Raw genomic sequence first — 16,991 nt, forward strand, 5'->3', positions numbered from 1 at the left:
GCATTATAGGGCGTTTTGAGTTTGGCACAAGGGGAAATGTGCATTTTTTTTCTGTTTGCTTAAATGCTGTACGAACAGGAGGAAATAACGGCAATTAAGGAGGGCGAATGAGGCTTTATCCCTAAAAAGTAAGGCTTGTGCTGTTATTTTTGCTTTTAGGTTCTGATCTTAGGAGTGTCTTATCTATAGAGAGAGGAATATAAAGAGAAGAAAAAGGAGTTTGTGGGCTCGGTTGATGGTCAGTGGGTTGTTGTTTTGCATTATCTGTATAGAACTATATAGATAGAAATATGTAAAAACCGCCTTGAGATTGAACTGCAAGGCGGTTTTTAGGGTAGCAAGGTGCGTGGGTTTATCAGAACGGGATGTCGTCGTCAAAATCCATTGGCGGTTCAGCATTACCAAAACCGGCGTTGTTATTGGCCGGAGCAGGCGCTGCGTTATTGTTGTAATTGTTTTGTGCTGGGGCGTTGCTGTAGCCACCTTGTGGTGCAGCAGATTGCTGTGGCGCAAAGTTTTGGTTTTGCGGTTGCTGTGGTTGACCCCAACCACCTTGCTGTGACTGGCCACTTGGTGCGCCGTTCATGCCACCACGGGTATCAAGCATTTGCAGTTCATCTGCCTGAATTTCGGTGGTGTAACGCTCTTGGCCGCTCTGATCCTGCCATTTACGGGTACGCAGTTTGCCTTCAATGTAAACTTTTGCGCCCTTTTTCAGGTATTCACCGGCAACTTCAGCCAGTCGGCGGTACAGGACAACACGGTGCCATTCGGTAAGCTCTTTTTGCTCGCCGGTGTTCTTATCGCGCCAGCTTTCAGAGGTCGCGATGCTGATGTTGGCAACAGCATTGCCATTCGGCATGTAACGCACTTCAGGGTCTTGCCCTAAATTACCGATCAGTATGACTTTGTTAATGCCACCTCTGGCCATAACTCTCTCCGCTTGGTTGGGTTGTGGTATTGATTCAATTTCTAACCGCTGAGTGTAACACGGTCAACCTGAATGTTGACGAGATTTACCAAAAGAACTTGGGGAAGAGAAAAGATCGGGAAGTCAGTTCGCAGCAGACATGCTTGCACATAGATTCATACGGTGTGAATTACTGGATATCTATTCAGTTTTTTATCTTTTATGCGATACTGAAACCATTCCCGTCTGCCTGAAGTGACTGTATGAATAAGATCGAAGTCAGGGGTGCGCGTACCCATAATCTGAAAAATATCAATCTGATCATTCCGCGTGATAAGTTAATTGTGATCACGGGGCTTTCTGGTTCCGGAAAGTCATCTTTGGCTTTTGATACGCTGTATGCCGAAGGGCAGCGGCGCTATGTCGAGTCACTTTCAGCGTATGCGCGCCAGTTTTTATCGTTAATGGAAAAACCGGATGTTGACCATATCGAGGGGTTATCACCGGCGATTTCTATTGAGCAAAAATCAACCTCTCATAATCCGCGCTCGACCGTTGGGACTATCACTGAGATCCATGACTATTTGCGTTTGCTGTTTGCCCGGGTAGGTGAGCCACGCTGCCCTACGCATGATGCGCCATTAGCGGCGCAGACGGTTAGCCAGATGGTGGACAATGTGCTGAGTCTGCCTGAGGGCAGTAAGCTGATGCTGCTAGCGCCAATTATTAAAGAGCGTAAAGGTGAGCACAGTAAGACGCTAGAGAGCCTAGCGGCCCAAGGGTACATTCGCGCTCGGATTGATGGTGAGGTGTGTGATCTGTCTGATCCGCCAGCGCTTGAGCTGCATAAGAAGCATACGATTGAGGTTGTGGTTGACCGCTTTAAGGTACGGGCTGATTTAGCACAGCGGTTGGCCGAGAGTTTTGAGACGGCGCTGGCGCTGTCAGGCGGTACGGTGACTATTGCGGATATGGATAATCCGCAAACGGCATTGCAGGTGTTCTCTTCTAACTTTGCCTGTCCGCAATGCGGCTACAGTATGCATGAGTTAGAGCCGCGATTGTTTTCGTTTAATAATCCGGCCGGTGCATGCCCAACGTGTGACGGTTTAGGGGTGCAGCAGTATTTTGACCCTGATCGGGTGGTACAAAATCCAGATCTCTCTTTAGCTGGCGGGGCGATTAAAGGGTGGGATCGGCGTAATTTCTACTATTTCCAGATGTTGAAATCATTGGCTGAGCACTATGATTTTGATATTGAAGCGCCGTTTAGTTCGCTATCAGCTCGGGTACAAAAAGCAGTATTGTCGGGCTCTGGCCGTGAGAATATTGAGTTTAAGTACATCAATGATCGTGGAGATACGACGGTACGCCACCACCCTTTTGAAGGGGTGTTGCACAATATGGAACGCCGCTATAAAGAGACGGAGTCAATGGCGGTACGCGAGGAGCTGGCAAAGTATATCAATAACCGCTCGTGCGCCAGTTGCCATGGTTCGCGCTTACGTGAAGAGGCGCGGCATGTGTTTGTGGCAGAAACTACGCTGCCAGATATCACGCAAATGAGTATTGGTGATGCGCTGACGTTCTTCCACCAGCTACAGTTTGTCGGGCAAAAAGCGCAGATTGCGGAAAAGGTGCTAAAAGAGATTCAGGATCGGCTGCTGTTTTTGGTCAATGTGGGCCTGAACTATCTGACACTGGCGCGTTCGGCGGAAACCTTGTCAGGCGGAGAAGCACAGCGGATCCGATTGGCCAGCCAGATTGGTGCAGGGCTGGTCGGGGTGATGTATGTGCTGGATGAGCCTTCTATTGGCTTACATCAGCGGGATAATGAGCGGTTACTGCAAACGCTGGTGCATCTGCGCGATCAGGGAAATACCGTGATCGTTGTTGAGCATGATGAAGATGCGATTTTGGCCGCAGATCATATTATTGATATTGGCCCGGGTGCTGGGGTACACGGGGGTGAGGTGGTTGCCGAGGGAACTGCTGCACAGATTATGGCAAATCCGGCCTCGTTGACTGGCCAATATCTTTCCGGCACTCGGGCAATTGAGATCCCAAAAGTGCGAACACTGGCTGATCCGGCCAAGGTGTTGCGGCTGATTGGGGCGACCGGCAATAATTTGAAGAATGTCACGCTGTCGATTCCAGTTGGGCTGTTTACCTGTGTGACCGGTGTGTCGGGCTCGGGAAAATCCACGCTGATTAACGATACACTGTTTCGTATTGCCCACCGTGCGCTCAATGGTGCTACGGCGGATGAGCCTGCGCCATACCGTGATATTCAGGGGCTGGAGCATTTCGACAAGGTGATCGATATTGACCAAAGCCCGATTGGTCGAACACCGCGTTCAAATCCGGCAACCTATACCGGTATTTTCACACCGATTCGTGAGTTGTTTTCCGGCGTACCGGAATCTCGTACCCGCGGTTACACACCGGGGCGTTTTAGCTTTAACGTGCGGGGTGGCCGCTGTGAGGCATGTCAGGGCGATGGCATGATTAAAGTGGAGATGCACTTTTTGCCTGATGTGTATGTGCCGTGCGATCAGTGCAAAGGTAAACGCTATAACCGTGAAACGCTAGAGATCAAGTACAAGGGCAAGAGCATTCACGAGGTACTGGATATGACCGTTGAAGATGCACGCGCATTTTTTGATGCAGTTCCGGCACTGGCGCGTAAGCTGCAAACACTGATAGATGTTGGGCTGTCATATATTCGATTAGGGCAGTCAGCCACTACGTTGTCAGGCGGTGAGGCGCAGCGGGTGAAGCTGGCACGTGAGTTGTCAAAGCGTGATACCGGTAAAACGCTGTATATTCTGGATGAACCAACCACCGGCCTACATTTTGCTGATATTCAGCAATTACTGACCGTACTGCATAAGCTGCGCGATCACGGCAACAGTATTGTAGTGATTGAGCATAATTTGGATGTCATAAAAACGGCCGACTGGGTGGTCGATTTAGGCCCAGAAGGGGGCAGTGGTGGCGGTGAAATTCTGGTGGCCGGCACACCGGAAACTGTCGCGCAGTCAACCACCTCACACACGGCGCGTTTTTTAAAACCAATATTGCAGCATTAATCATCTATCAGCAGTAATTGACGATAACACCAAAAGGGGCAAACGCCCTTTTTGGTTTGTATCAGATTCGGTTGATATCCAGTAACACACCATCTCCATCAAGCAAGATACGGTTACCGGATATCACAGTTGCGTTATCTACGTTATAAATGAAGGCCGAGCCTCTAACGCAGGACATCCTGCAAAGCCTTGAGACATAGCGCCACATTTTCACGGCGAGCAGCATAGCCCATCAGCCCAATCCGCCACGCTTTTCCGGCCAGTGCACCCAATCCGGCACCTATCTCAAGATTGTATTCGCTGAGTAAACGCGATCGGATCTGTGCATCATCAACACCTGCGGGAATATAAACGGTATTTAACTGCGGCAAACGGTGTGCTTCATCTACCACAAACTGCAACCCTAGCGCCTGTAAACCCTCTTTTAGTTCGGTGTGCATCTGGCGGTGTCTGGCCCACGCATTTTCCAGCCCCTCTTGCTGCAACAGCAACAACGACTCATGCAAGGCATATAGTGTATTCACCGGCGCGGTATGGTGATAACTGCGCTTACTGCCGCCGCTCCAGTATCCCAACACTAAGGTTTGATCTAAAAACCAGCTGGGCACTTTGGTTTTGCGCGCTTGTATTTTTGCTAGCGCACGGGCAGAGAACGACAGCGGCGATAAACCAGGAACACAGGATAAACACTTCTGGCTGCCGGAGTAGACCGCATCAATACCCCATTTATCAACATACAGCGGTACTCCGCCGAGTGAAGTCACCGCATCCACAATCGTCAAACAACCATGCTCACGGGCCAACTGACACAGTGCTTGTGCATCTGAGCACGCGCCGGTTGAGGTTTCGGCATGCACAAAGGCCACGATTTTAATGTCAGGATCAGCTTGCAGCGCGGCGGCCACTTTATCCACCGAAACTGGTGCGCCCCATGCATCATCCACCAGCACCACTTGGCCACCTACCCGCTCAACATTTTCGGCCATTCGTGCGCCAAACACACCATTGCGACATACCAGCACTTTATCGCCTGGCTCAACAATGTTGACAAAACACGCTTCCATGCCCGCCGAACCGGGCGCAGAGACCGCAATGGTAAACGGATTTTCAGTTTGAAACGCGTACTGTAACAGCGCTTTTAGCTCATCCATCATCTGAATAAACAGCGGGTCAAGATGGCCAATAGTTGGCCGCGACAGTGCCTGTAACACTTGTGGGCTAACATCTGACGGGCCAGGGCCCATTAAAATTCGCCGTGGCGGCATAAATGAATGTAAAGGCATCGGAACACTCCTTGTTGGCTAACCAGAAAAATACACACAGTTTAGTATCGGAAGGCTTGGCCATAATCGCAATAATCACATTGATTAACAATTTGATTGACAGCTTAAAAATAAACCGATATTTCTGGTGTCAACCTTGCTTGCCACCGTATATGGATTGAGGGTAAGCAGGCCAGAAGAGGTGCATCATTCAGGTAACGGGTAACAGACGCCGCAGTCAATGAGTATCCGCAAGGGGAGTGTATGCCGAGATTGTGTTGCTGCGGATGCAACATGATCGGCTACGGGGGCTGAATCCTCCGGGCTGTCACCGTTATCGGTGGAGCGCTTCTGGGTGCAGGAATTTTCATCGGTATTTGGGTATCTTACTCCCCGGATTTTTGGCTAAATTCCGTTCGCATTTGCGACTCCCGCTGCTTGCTTTACCCCTTCTCGGTTCTGCGGGCTACGTGCCAAGAACGTAAGGACTATTTTCGAGGTCACGAGGAATTTTCATGATGTCTTATCTGACTGTTGCCAAATTTGGCGGAACGAGTGTCGCCAACCATCCGGCCATGTGCCGCTGTGCCGATATAGTTTTAGATGATCGACAAACTAAAGTTGTCGTGCTTTCTGCCTCGGCAGGTGTCACCAATTTACTGGTCGCGCTAGCCAATGGCTGTGATGCTGACCAACGGGTTGATTACCTCAATGAAGTTCGCCAAATTCAGCACGCCATTTTACGTGATTTAGGTAATCCGCCGGCAACGGTCAACGCCATTCATCATATGCTTGAAAGCATCAGCGCACTGGCAGAGGCGGCCAGCCTTGCGACATCACCCGCACTGACCGATCAGTTAATTAGTCACGGTGAACTGATGTCAACGCTACTGTTTACTGAGCTGCTGACTCAGCGTGGTATCAAGGCGATATGGGTGGATATCCGCAAAGTGCTGCGCACCGACAGCCACTTTGGCCGCGCAACACCGAACATTGCCGAAACTGCACGCCTGAGTGAGCAGCTTATCATGCCGCATCTGGCCGATAGCATTATCATCACCCAAGGGTTTATCGGCGCTGATGCGCACAATAAAACCACCACCCTTGGCCGTGGCGGCAGTGATTACAGTGCAGCACTGCTGGCCGAGGCTCTGCGCGCAGATAGCCTGATTATCTGGACTGATGTTGACGGTATCTACACCACCGATCCGCGGATAGTGCAGCAAGCCACTCGTATTGATGAAATCAGTTTTTCTGAAGCCTCGGAAATGGCCACCTTTGGCGCTAAAATTTTGCATCCAGCCACGCTACTTCCGGCCGTGCGCAGTGATATTCCAGTATTTGTCGGCTCAAGCAAAGATCCAAAAGCCGGTGGCACGTGGGTTACGCGTAATGCCAAACAAAAACCGCTGTTTCGGGCGCTGGCCGTACGCCGCGATCAGATCCTACTGACACTACACAGCCTGAGTATGCTGCATGCGCAGGGTTTTTTAGCCGAAGTCTTCAATATTCTAGCTCAGCACAAAATATCAGTTGATCTGATCACCACCTCGGAAGTCAGTATAGCCCTCACGTTGGATAAAACCGGCTCGGCCTCTTCCGGCGCAAGTTTACTGACCGACTCACTGCTCGAGGCCTTAAGCCAATTGTGCCGTGTGGAGGTAGAACACGATTTAGCACTGGTCGCGCTAATCGGCAATCAGATGAGCCAAACCGCGGGTGCCGGTAAGCAGATTTTTGATGCGCTGAGTAACGTGAATATCCGCATGATCAGTTATGGTGCAAGCGCCCACAATTTATGCCTGTTAACGCGAGGTTCTGATGCCGACCGCGTGGTGCAAATACTGCACCAGCGGTTATTAGAGCAGTGATAGTCGGCATGACCACCGCCTTGCGGGTGCAACAACACAGCACCCGCAGCAAATCTCACCTTAATCTTCCGGATCGTAACCCAAATTAGGCGTCAGCCAGCGTTCTGTTTCCGCCACCGACATACCTTTACGGGCTGCATAGTCCTGGATCTGATCACGCTGTACCTGCGCCACCGCAAAATATTTACTGTCAGGATGACTAAAATACCAGCCCGATACCGAAGCCCCAGGCCACATGGCATAGGATTCCGTTAGACGCATTCCAATACGTTCCTCAACCTGTAACAATGACCAGATAGCGGATTTTTCGGTGTGCTCAGGGCAGGCCGCATAGCCCGGTGCAGGCCTGATCCCCTGATAGTTTTCACGGATCAGCTCATCATTGCTGAGCTGCTCATCAGGCGCATACCCCCAGAAAGATTGGCGCACCTGCTGATGTAAATATTCAGCAAACGCCTCTGCTAACCGATCGGCTATCGCCTTCACCATAATTTTATTGTAATCATCTTGCTTTACATCAAACGCATCAGCCAAATCATGCTCTTCTAGCCCCCCAGTGACGGCAAATGCGCCGTAATAGTCCGCTTTTCCGCTGGATTTTGGTGCGATAAAATCACTCAAACAGTAATTGGGAAACTCGCTTTTTTCGGTCTGCTGGCGCAGATGGTGGCTAACTGCTAGTACTTGTTGACGGCTATCATCGGCATAAATAACCACATCATCATCAATACTGTTAGCAGCAAACAGCCCCATCACACCACGCGGTTGCAAGGTCCGATCTGCGGCCAACTGATCGAGCATTGCGTTGGCATCGTCAAACACATTTTGTGCGGCCTCACCCACCACCTCATCCTGCAAAATCTGCGGATACTTTCCGGCCAAAGACCAGGTCATGAAAAACGGAGTCCAATCAATATATTCGCGCAACGTGCTGATATCTGCAGCCACTTCACGTACACCTAGCTGTTTTGGCACCGGTGGCTGGTAATTTTCCCAATCGATTTTTACCGCATTGGCACGCGCTTGTACCAAAGTAATCGGCGGTGTACGCGGCTTTTTACGGGCAAACTGTGCCCGTACCTGCTCGTATTCACGGCGAGTGCGCGCAACAAAATCCTCTTTTTGTGTTTCAGACAACAGTGCAGAGCAGACCCCGACCGTACGTGAAGCATTTTGTACATAGGTTGTTGGGCCGCTGTAGTTTTGCTCAATTTTTACCGCAGTATGGGCTTTTGAAGTGGTCGCCCCGCCAATCAGTAGCGGCACGGTAAAGCCCTGACGCTGCATCTCTTTGGCAACATGCACCATTTCATCGAGCGAAGGGGTGATTAATCCAGACAGGCCAATAATATCTACATTCTGTTCACGGGCGGTTTTGAGGATTTTCTCACACGAGACCATCACACCTAAATCTATGATTTCATAGTTATTACACTGTAAAACCACCCCGACAATATTCTTGCCGATATCATGCACATCCCCCTTTACGGTCGCCAGTAAGATTTTACCCGCCGAAGACCCCTGCTGTTTTGAGGCTTGAATATAGGGTTCTAAATAGGCCACCGCCTGCTTCATCACCCGCGCAGATTTAACCACCTGCGGCAAAAACATTTTGCCTTCCCCGAACAGATCACCCACTACGTTCATGCCGGCCATTAGTGGGCCTTCAATCACATGCAGTGGTTTTTCAGCCTCTTGCCGGGCCGCTTCAGTATCTTGCTCAATAAACTCGGTGACACCTTTCACCAGCGCATACTCAAGCCGCTTACTCACTGACCAACTGCGCCACTCTGCGGCCTGCTTATCCTCAACTTCCCCATTTTTTGCAGCACGGTATTTTTCCGCCAACGTCAGCAAATTATCGGTACTGTCAGCGCGGCGATTGAGCACCACATCTTCCACCGCATCGCGCAGTTCACGCGGTAAATCATCATAAATAGCCAACTGACCGGCATTTACAATGCCCATATCCATGCCATTACGAATAGCGTAATACAAGAACACCGCATGAATGGCTTCACGCACCGCATCATTGCCACGAAACGAAAACGACACATTCGATACACCGCCGGAGATTAACGCATGCGGCAAATGCTGTTTGATATCGGCGCAAGCCTCAATAAAATCAACCGCATAGTTATTGTGCTCTTCAATACCGGTGGCAATAGCAAAAATGTTCGGGTCAAAAATAATATCTTCAGGTGGAAAGCCAATCTGCTCAGTGAGCAACTGATAAGCACGCTGGCAAATCTCAAATTTACGGGCACGGGTATCGGCTTGTCCGGCTTCATCAAACGCCATCACCACCACCGCCGCACCATAACGGCGCACCAAACGCGCCTGCGCCAGAAATTTCTCCTCGCCCTCTTTCATCGAAATTGAGTTAACAATCCCTTTTCCCTGAACACATTTTAATCCGGCCTCAATCACCTCCCACTTTGACGAATCAATCATCACTGGAACACGGGCAATATCAGGTTCAGAAGCGATCAGATTCAAAAAACGCACCATGGCTTTTTCAGCATCGAGCATGCCTTCATCCATGTTGATATCGATGATCTGGGCTCCGCTCTCAACCTGTTGGCGGGCCACATCTAACGCTTCATCATATTTTTCATCTTTAATCAGGCGCTTAAATTTTGCTGAACCAGTAACATTCGTGCGTTCACCCACATTCACAAAGAGTGTTTTTGGATCAATAGCATAAGGCTCTAAACCCGATAAACGGCAGGCCACCGGCAAAACAGGTAGTGGGCGAGGTGCAAGCCCTTCAACGGCTAAAACCATGGCAGCAATATGGGCGGGCGTTGTACCACAACAGCCCCCCACCATATTCAAAAAACCACTTTGAGCCCATTCACGAATATGCTCAGCCATCTCCGTTGGGCCTAAATCATACTCGCCAAACGCATTTGGCAGGCCAGCATTCGGGTGCGCTGAAACATAACATTCAGAAATTCTTGATAGTTCAGCCACATACTGGCGAAGCTCATCCGGCCCGAGCGCACAGTTAAGCCCAAACGAGAGCGGCTGCACATGGCGCATGGCATTATAAAATGCCTCCGTTGTCTGCCCTGACAGCGTTCGGCCTGACGCATCGGTGATCGTACCCGAAATCATAATCGGTAAACGGTAACCCACCTCATCAAATACTGACTCAACGGCAAATGCGGCCGCTTTTGCATTCAAAGTATCAAAAATGGTTTCGATCATAATCAGATCAACACCGCCTCGTAGCAACGCACGAGTCGCCTCTTGATAGGAGACAACCAATTGATCAAACGAGGTATTACGAAAGCCAGGATCATTAACATCTGGCGAGATAGACGCGGTGCGGTTCGTTGGCCCTAAAACACCGGCCACATACCGTGGTTTCTCTGGAGTTTTGGAACTCCACGCATCGGCAGAGGCCCGTGCTAATTTTGCACCAACATAGTTCATCTCAGCCGCCAGTGATTCCATCTGGTAATCGGCCATCGCAATCGACGTTGAGTTGAAGGTATTGGTCTCTAAAATATCCGCACCGGCCTCAAGATAGGCATCGTGGATGGCTGAAATCACACTCGGATTGGTTAATACCAGCAGATCATTGTTGCCTTTCAGATCACTAGGCCAATCAGCAAACCGTGCTCCGCGATAATCGGCCTCTTGTAACCGATACTGCTGGATCATGGTGCCCATACCACCATCAATAATCAAAATTCGCTTGGCTAACTGCTGTTCTAAGCTGCTTAATACGCGTGGCTCTACCATGATTCCCTCTTGCATTCCTTGCTACGGCTTCACAACATCCTACCATAATTACAACAATTAGAAATCTAGATGGCTAAAGTCACCGAGCTATTTATCCACGTTTAACATTCATATAAAAATAATCCATTACCTAAACCTCATATCATAGGATAATTACCCACAGTAACCGCACCTATAACGAGCAAATTATCTATCGAACACATATTTTGAGGGTTTTATGAGTGTTTATTACACCTTGTGCTTTCTAGCCGCTATCGCGATTATGATTGCCTATTTAAATCAATTCATCAGTAAAGTTCAGACAACTATCGCCATTACTGCGGGCGCGCTACTCTGCTCGTTAATCCTGATTATTGCCGGACATTTTGGCTGGTTTAATCTTGAAAGCATTGCGCAAGGCATTGTAGAAAAGATCGATTTCCAAAACTTCCTACTAAAAGGGATTTTAGGCTTCTTGCTCTTTGCTGGCGCTCTGGGTATAAAACTTCCAGTACTTAAAGACCAAAAGTGGGAAATCACCGTACTGGCGCTCTTTTCAACCCTGTTTTCGACCTTTCTGATCGGGTTTGCCACTTATGGCATCACCCATCTGATTGGTATCAACATGGCATTTATCCACTGTTTGCTGTTTGGTGCATTAATTTCCCCTACCGACCCTATCGCTGTTTTAGCGATCATCAAAAAACTCAATGCACCGCGCCGAGTTTCCATGCAAGTGGAAGGGGAATCGCTGTTTAATGACGGGGTTGGGTTGGTTATTTTTGTCACCATTTTCGCCGTTTCATTTGGCGGGCGCTCGCCAACATTCTTTGATGTTTCTGAAGTATTTTTACACGAAGCACTTGGCGGGATAGTATACGGCTTGGTGATTGGCTATATCGCACACCTGCTGATCTGCGCTACTGATGATGGTAGCCTAGAGCAATTAATTACCCTACTCGTTCCTACTGCTGGCTTTGCGCTAGCTAATATGCTCGGTGTTTCGGGCGCGCTGGCCATGGTTGTTGCCGGTATCATGGTCGGTAACTGGACACGTTATCAGGGGTTTTCCGAGCAAAGTTCCCGTTATATGGACCACTTCTGGGAGATGATCGACCACTTTCTTAATGCGCTGTTGTTCCTGCTGATTGGCCTGTGTTTACTGCTGATCGATTTAACCCCACAAGGTATGTTATTGATGCTGCTGGCTATTCCGGTCTGTCTGCTTGCGCGTTACATCAGCGTTGCTGTACCTTTTATCGCCTTCCGCCGGTTTCGCACTTACAACCCATACACCCTGAAAATATTGACTTGGGGCGGCCTACGCGGTGGTTTGGCTCTTGCCATGGCCCTATCCATTCCGGCAGGAACGGCCTTTGTCGCCGGAACTCACACTGATGTCCGTGATCTCATTTTGGTGATGACCTATGCCGTGGTTCTATTCTCGATTTTAATTCAAGGCTCATCCATTGAGCGTATGATCATTAAATCAAAAAGTGTTGAGCCTTCCAAAAAAGAGCACAAACACCCAAATATAGAACCTCATCACTAAGCAATTGATCGCCACATTCTATGCATTCATTACAAAACTAAGGGCTCTAAGAGCCCTTTTTTTATAAGATATTTATTGTAGGATATCAGCCAAATAACCATTCAGACGCACTAATCCCCTCGGTACTAACCCTTACTCCAGTGTCGGTTTCATCACACGCAAATCATACGGCGTAATTTGGTACACACAGTAATTGAGCCAGTTACTGAACAACAAATGACCATGACTACGCCAGGTCGCCATCGGGCGATTCATCGGATTATTATCAGGAAAGTAATTCACTGGGATCTTTGGCGATAAGCCCTCAGCCAAATCACGCTGATACTCACCCGCCAGAGTCAACGTATCATATTCAGCATGCCCAGTTACAAATACCTGCCGCCGATCATGGCTTGCCAACAGATAAGCCCCTGCCTGCTCAGAGCGGGATAACAGATGTAAATCAGTATATTGACGAATTATTTGCTCAGGAAAATCAGCATAGCGCGAGTGTGGTGCTAAAAAAAACTCATCAAATCCACGTGTTAAAGGCGCGAGTGGATCAAGCACCTCATGCTGATATACACCCGACAACTTCTCTTCACGCGTAATCTTCGGTAATCCAAACAGCACGTTCAACGCAGCCTGAACCGCCCAACAAACAAACAATGTGGATGTAACATGGGTTTTTGACCACTCAATCAATGTTCGAATTTGATCCCAATACGCCACATCAGCAAATTCAACTCGTCCCAGCGGAGCGCCGGTAACAATTAAGCCATCATAATTTTTATCCGCAATCTGGCTAAAACTACGGTAAAACAGATCTAAATGCTCATGCGGTGTGTTATGGCTAGGACGATGATCAATGCGTAGTAGCTCAATATTTAGCTGCAGAGAGGAGTTAGAGAGTAAACGTAAAAACTGGTTTTCTGTCTCAATTTTCTTAGGCATTAAATTGAGGATCAATACATTCAGTGGCCGAATATCTTGATGCACAGCACGCGATTCAGGCATGACAAAGATATTTTCCTGACGTAACACCTGAGCTGCAGGTAACTCATCGGGAATACGGATAGGCATTCAATCGACCTCTCGTTATATCCATATAAACGTTTAGACATCTAGAAATCCATAATAATGCGCTTTTTATTCAAGATCCAGCCAAAAACTGTCCTTTATCCAAATACCCAACTTACCAGCCGACTAAAATCCCCAAACACAACAACGCAAAAAGCCCATCCTTTCGGATGGGCTTTTTACTTATTTGATGCCTGGCAGTTCCCTACTCTCGCATGGGGAGACCCCACACTACCATCGGCGCTACGGCGTTTCACTGCTGAGTTCGGCATGGGGTCAGGTGGGACCACCGCGCTATCGCCGCCAGGCAAATTCTTGTATTCTATTTACATAACCGCCATCTCATGGCCATTACGCTAAATCTGAAAACGCACTGATAAATTCTGTTTTGCTCTCAAAAACATCGTCTCGGACTTTCATCGTCCAACATAACTTTGGCGTTGTATGGTTAAGCCTCACGGGCAATTAGTACAGGTTAGCTCAACGTATCGCTACGCTTACACACCCTGCCTATCTACGTCGTAGTCTCCAACAACCCTTTAGGAGGCTCTAGGCCTCAGGGATGACTCATCTCGGGGCAAGTTTCGCGCTTAGATGCTTTCAGCGCTTATCTCTTCCGTATTTAGCTACCCGGCAATGCCACTGGCGTGACAACCGGAACACCAGAGATACGTCCACTCCGGTCCTCTCGTACTAGGAGCAGCCCCCCTCAATCATCCAACGCCCACGACAGATAGGGACCGAACTGTCTCACGACGTTCTAAACCCAGCTCGCGTACCACTTTAAATGGCGAACAGCCATACCCTTGGGACCAACTTCAGCCCCAGGATGTGATGAGCCGACATCGAGGTGCCAAACACCGCCGTCGATATGAACTCTTGGGCGGTATCAGCCTGTTATCCCCGGAGTACCTTTTATCCGTTGAGCGATGGCCCTTCCATGCAGAACCACCGGATCACTATGACCTACTTTCGTATCTGCTCGACCTGTCCGTCTCGCAGTTAAGCTGGCTTATGCCATTGCACTAACCTCCTGATGTCCGACCAGGATTAGCCAACCTTCGTGCTCCTCCGTTACTCTTTAGGAGGAGACCGCCCCAGTCAAACTACCCACCAGACACTGTCCGCATCCCGGATTACGGGACCACGTTAGAACATCAAACATTAAAGGGTGGTATTTCAAGGTCGGCTCCACGCAAACTGGCGTTCACGTTTCAATGCCTCCCACCTATCCTACACATCAAGGCTCAATATTCAGTGTCAAGCTATAGTAAAGGTTCACGGGGTCTTTCCGTCTTGCCGCGGGTACACTGCATCTTCACAGCGATTTCAATTTCACTGAGTCTCGGGTGGAGACAGCCTGGCCATCATTACGCCATTCGTGCAGGTCGGAACTTACCCGACAAGGAATTTCGCTACCTTAGGACCGTTATAGTTACGGCCGCCGTTTACCGGGGCTTCGATCAAGAGCTTCGCTTGCGCTAACCCCATCAATTAACCTTCCGGCACCGGGCAGGCGTCACACCGTATACGTCCACTTTCGTGTTTGCACAGTGCTGTGTTTTTAATAAACAGTTGCAGCCAGCTGGTATCTTCGACTAACTTCAGCTCCATCCGCAAGGGACTTCACCTACCGTCAGCGTGCCTTCTCCCGAAGTTACGGCACCATTTTGCCTAGTTCCTTCACCCGAGTTCTCTCAAGCGCCTGAGTATTCTCTACCTGACCACCTGTGTCGGTTTGGGGTACGATTTCTGGTGACCTGATGCTTAGAGGCTTTTCCTGGAAGCGTAGTATCAGCTACTTCAGCACCGTAGTGCTTCGTCATCACGCCTCAGTGTTATGCAGAAAACCGGATTTACCTAGTCTTCCCACCTTCACGCTTAAACCGGGACAACCGTCGCCCGGATAGCCTAACTTTCTCCGTCCCCCCTTCGCAGTCACCACAAGTACGGGAATATTAACCCGTTTCCCATCGACTACGCTTTTCAGCCTCGCCTTAGGGGTCGACTCACCCTGCTCCGATTAACGTTGAACAGGAACCCTTGGTCTTCCGGCGGGGGAGTTTTTCACTCCCCTTATCGTTACTTATGTCAGCATTCGCACTTCTGATACGTCCAGCATGCCTCACAGCACACCTTCTACCGCTTACAGAACGCTCCCCTACCCAATAACGCCTAAACGTCATTGCCGCAGCTTCGGTGCATGGTTTAGCCCCGTTAAATCTTCCGCGCAGGCCGACTCGACTAGTGAGCTATTACGCTTTCTTTAAATGATGGCTGCTTCTAAGCCAACATCCTAGCTGTCTGAGCCTTCCCACATCGTTTCCCACTTAACCATGACTTTGGGACCTTAGCTGGCGGTCTGGGTTGTTTCCCTCTTCACGACGGACGTTAGCACCCGCCGTGTGTCTCCCGGATAGTACTCTACGGTATTCGGAGTTTGCATGGGGTTGGTAAGTCGGGATGACCCCCTAGCCCAAACAGTGCTCTACCCCCGTAGGTATTCGTCCGAGGCGCTACCTAAATAGCTTTCGGGGAGAACCAGCTATCTCCCGGTTTGATTGGCCTTTCACCCCCAGCCACAAGTCATCCGCTAATTTTTCAACATTAGTCGGTTCGGTCCTCCAGTTAGTGTTACCCAACCTTCAACCTGCCCATGGCTAGATCACCGGGTTTCGGGTCTATACCCTGCAACTAAAGCGCCCTATTAAGACTCGGTTTCCCTACGGCTCCCCTATTCGGTTAACCTTGCTACAGAATATAAGTCGCTGACCCATTATACAAAAGGTACGCAGTCACACCACGAAGGTGCTCCTACTGCTTGTACGTACACGGTTTCAGGTTCTATTTCACTCCCCTCACAGGGGTTCTTTTCGCCTTTCCCTCACGGTACTGGTTCGCTATCGGTCAGTCAGGAGTATTTAGCCTTGGAGGATGGTCCCCCCATCTTCAAACAGGATACCACGTGTCCCGTCTTACTCATCGAGCTCACAACCAGTGCACTTTCATGTACGGGGCTATCACCCTGTATCGCCGGCCTTTCCAGGCCGTTCCATTAACACACTGGCTGATGTTGACTCTGGGCTGCTCCGCGTTCGCTCGCCGCTACTAACGGAATCTCGGTTGATTTCTTTTCCTCGGGGTACTTAGATGTTTCAGTTCTCCCGGTTCGCCTCGTTAAGCTATGTATTCACTTAACGATACCTAAGTTATCTTAGGTGGGTTTCCCCATTCGGACATGGTTGGTTAATAGCGCTTCATCCCAGCTCACCAACCCTTTTCGCAGGGTAGCACGTCCTTCATCGCCTCTGACTGCCAAGGCATCCACCGTGTACGCTTAGTCACTTAACCATACAACCCAAAATTATTTCAGATTGATGAAAGTACTAAACTGGTCATATGCCAGTTTCTCAAGACGCTTGTTCTTAAGAACTTCAGTTATTTATCAGCTTGTTTCCAAATTTTTAAAGAGCTTTCTCTTCGCTTTCGCAAAGACAAACAAACAATCTGTGT

At 49.3% G+C, this 16,991-nt stretch carries 7 protein-coding genes, 2 rRNA genes and 1 riboswitch; of the genes, 3 read left to right on the plus strand and 6 right to left on the minus strand.

Annotated elements, in window-relative coordinates:
* Positions 1-355: 355 nt before the first annotated feature.
* Entirely contained in the window at positions 356-931 is a 576-nt protein-coding gene (gene ssb / locus AC1HDJ_RS02360; protein WP_479533030.1) for a single-stranded DNA-binding protein, read from the minus strand.
* A gap of 242 nt (positions 932-1,173) precedes the next feature.
* Between ssb and uvrA the strand changes: the two genes are divergently transcribed.
* Positions 1,174-4,002: an excinuclease ABC subunit UvrA gene (uvrA, locus tag AC1HDJ_RS02365; RefSeq protein ID WP_479533032.1), complete on the plus strand. Its 2,829-nt coding sequence runs from the start codon at positions 1,174-1,176 to the stop codon at positions 4,000-4,002.
* Positions 4,003-4,166: 164 nt separating this feature from the next.
* Here uvrA and AC1HDJ_RS02370 read toward each other — a convergent pair whose 3' ends face one another.
* The gene (locus AC1HDJ_RS02370) at positions 4,167-5,285 is read right to left on the minus strand and encodes a pyridoxal-phosphate-dependent aminotransferase family protein (RefSeq protein WP_479533033.1); all 1,119 of its coding nucleotides are present in this window, start codon (positions 5,283-5,285) and stop codon (positions 4,167-4,169) included.
* A 168-nt stretch (positions 5,286-5,453) separates the two neighbouring features.
* A riboswitch (Lysine riboswitch) is annotated at positions 5,454-5,623 on the plus strand.
* Positions 5,624-5,782: 159 nt separating this feature from the next.
* On the opposite strand from AC1HDJ_RS02370, the gene lysC reads away from it, so the two are divergent.
* Complete coding sequence (lysC, locus tag AC1HDJ_RS02375) at positions 5,783-7,135, plus strand: lysine-sensitive aspartokinase 3 (protein WP_479536962.1); 1,353 nt, start codon at positions 5,783-5,785, stop codon at positions 7,133-7,135.
* A gap of 60 nt (positions 7,136-7,195) precedes the next feature.
* Here lysC and metH read toward each other — a convergent pair whose 3' ends face one another.
* On the minus strand, positions 7,196-10,888 hold the full coding sequence (gene metH, locus AC1HDJ_RS02380) for a methionine synthase (RefSeq protein WP_479533035.1): 3,693 nt from the start codon (positions 10,886-10,888) through the stop codon (positions 7,196-7,198).
* Between the two features lie 217 nt (positions 10,889-11,105).
* Between metH and AC1HDJ_RS02385 the strand changes: the two genes are divergently transcribed.
* Positions 11,106-12,419, plus strand: coding sequence for a cation:proton antiporter (locus AC1HDJ_RS02385; RefSeq protein ID WP_479533037.1), 1,314 nt, complete (start codon positions 11,106-11,108; stop codon positions 12,417-12,419).
* Positions 12,420-12,551: 132 nt separating this feature from the next.
* Here the strand turns inward: AC1HDJ_RS02385 and metA are convergent, their stop codons facing one another.
* From metA to AC1HDJ_RS02400, 3 genes are all read right to left on the minus strand, one after another.
* Complete coding sequence (gene metA / locus AC1HDJ_RS02390; protein ID WP_479533039.1) at positions 12,552-13,481, minus strand: homoserine O-succinyltransferase MetA; 930 nt, start codon at positions 13,479-13,481, stop codon at positions 12,552-12,554.
* A 189-nt stretch (positions 13,482-13,670) separates the two neighbouring features.
* A 5S ribosomal RNA gene (gene rrf / locus AC1HDJ_RS02395) occupies positions 13,671-13,786 on the minus strand.
* Between the two features lie 136 nt (positions 13,787-13,922).
* Positions 13,923-16,829: ribosomal RNA gene (locus AC1HDJ_RS02400) — 23S ribosomal RNA — on the minus strand.
* Positions 16,830-16,991: the final 162 nt, after the last annotated feature.

Source organism: Plesiomonas sp. ISS29, from assembly GCF_056522795.1.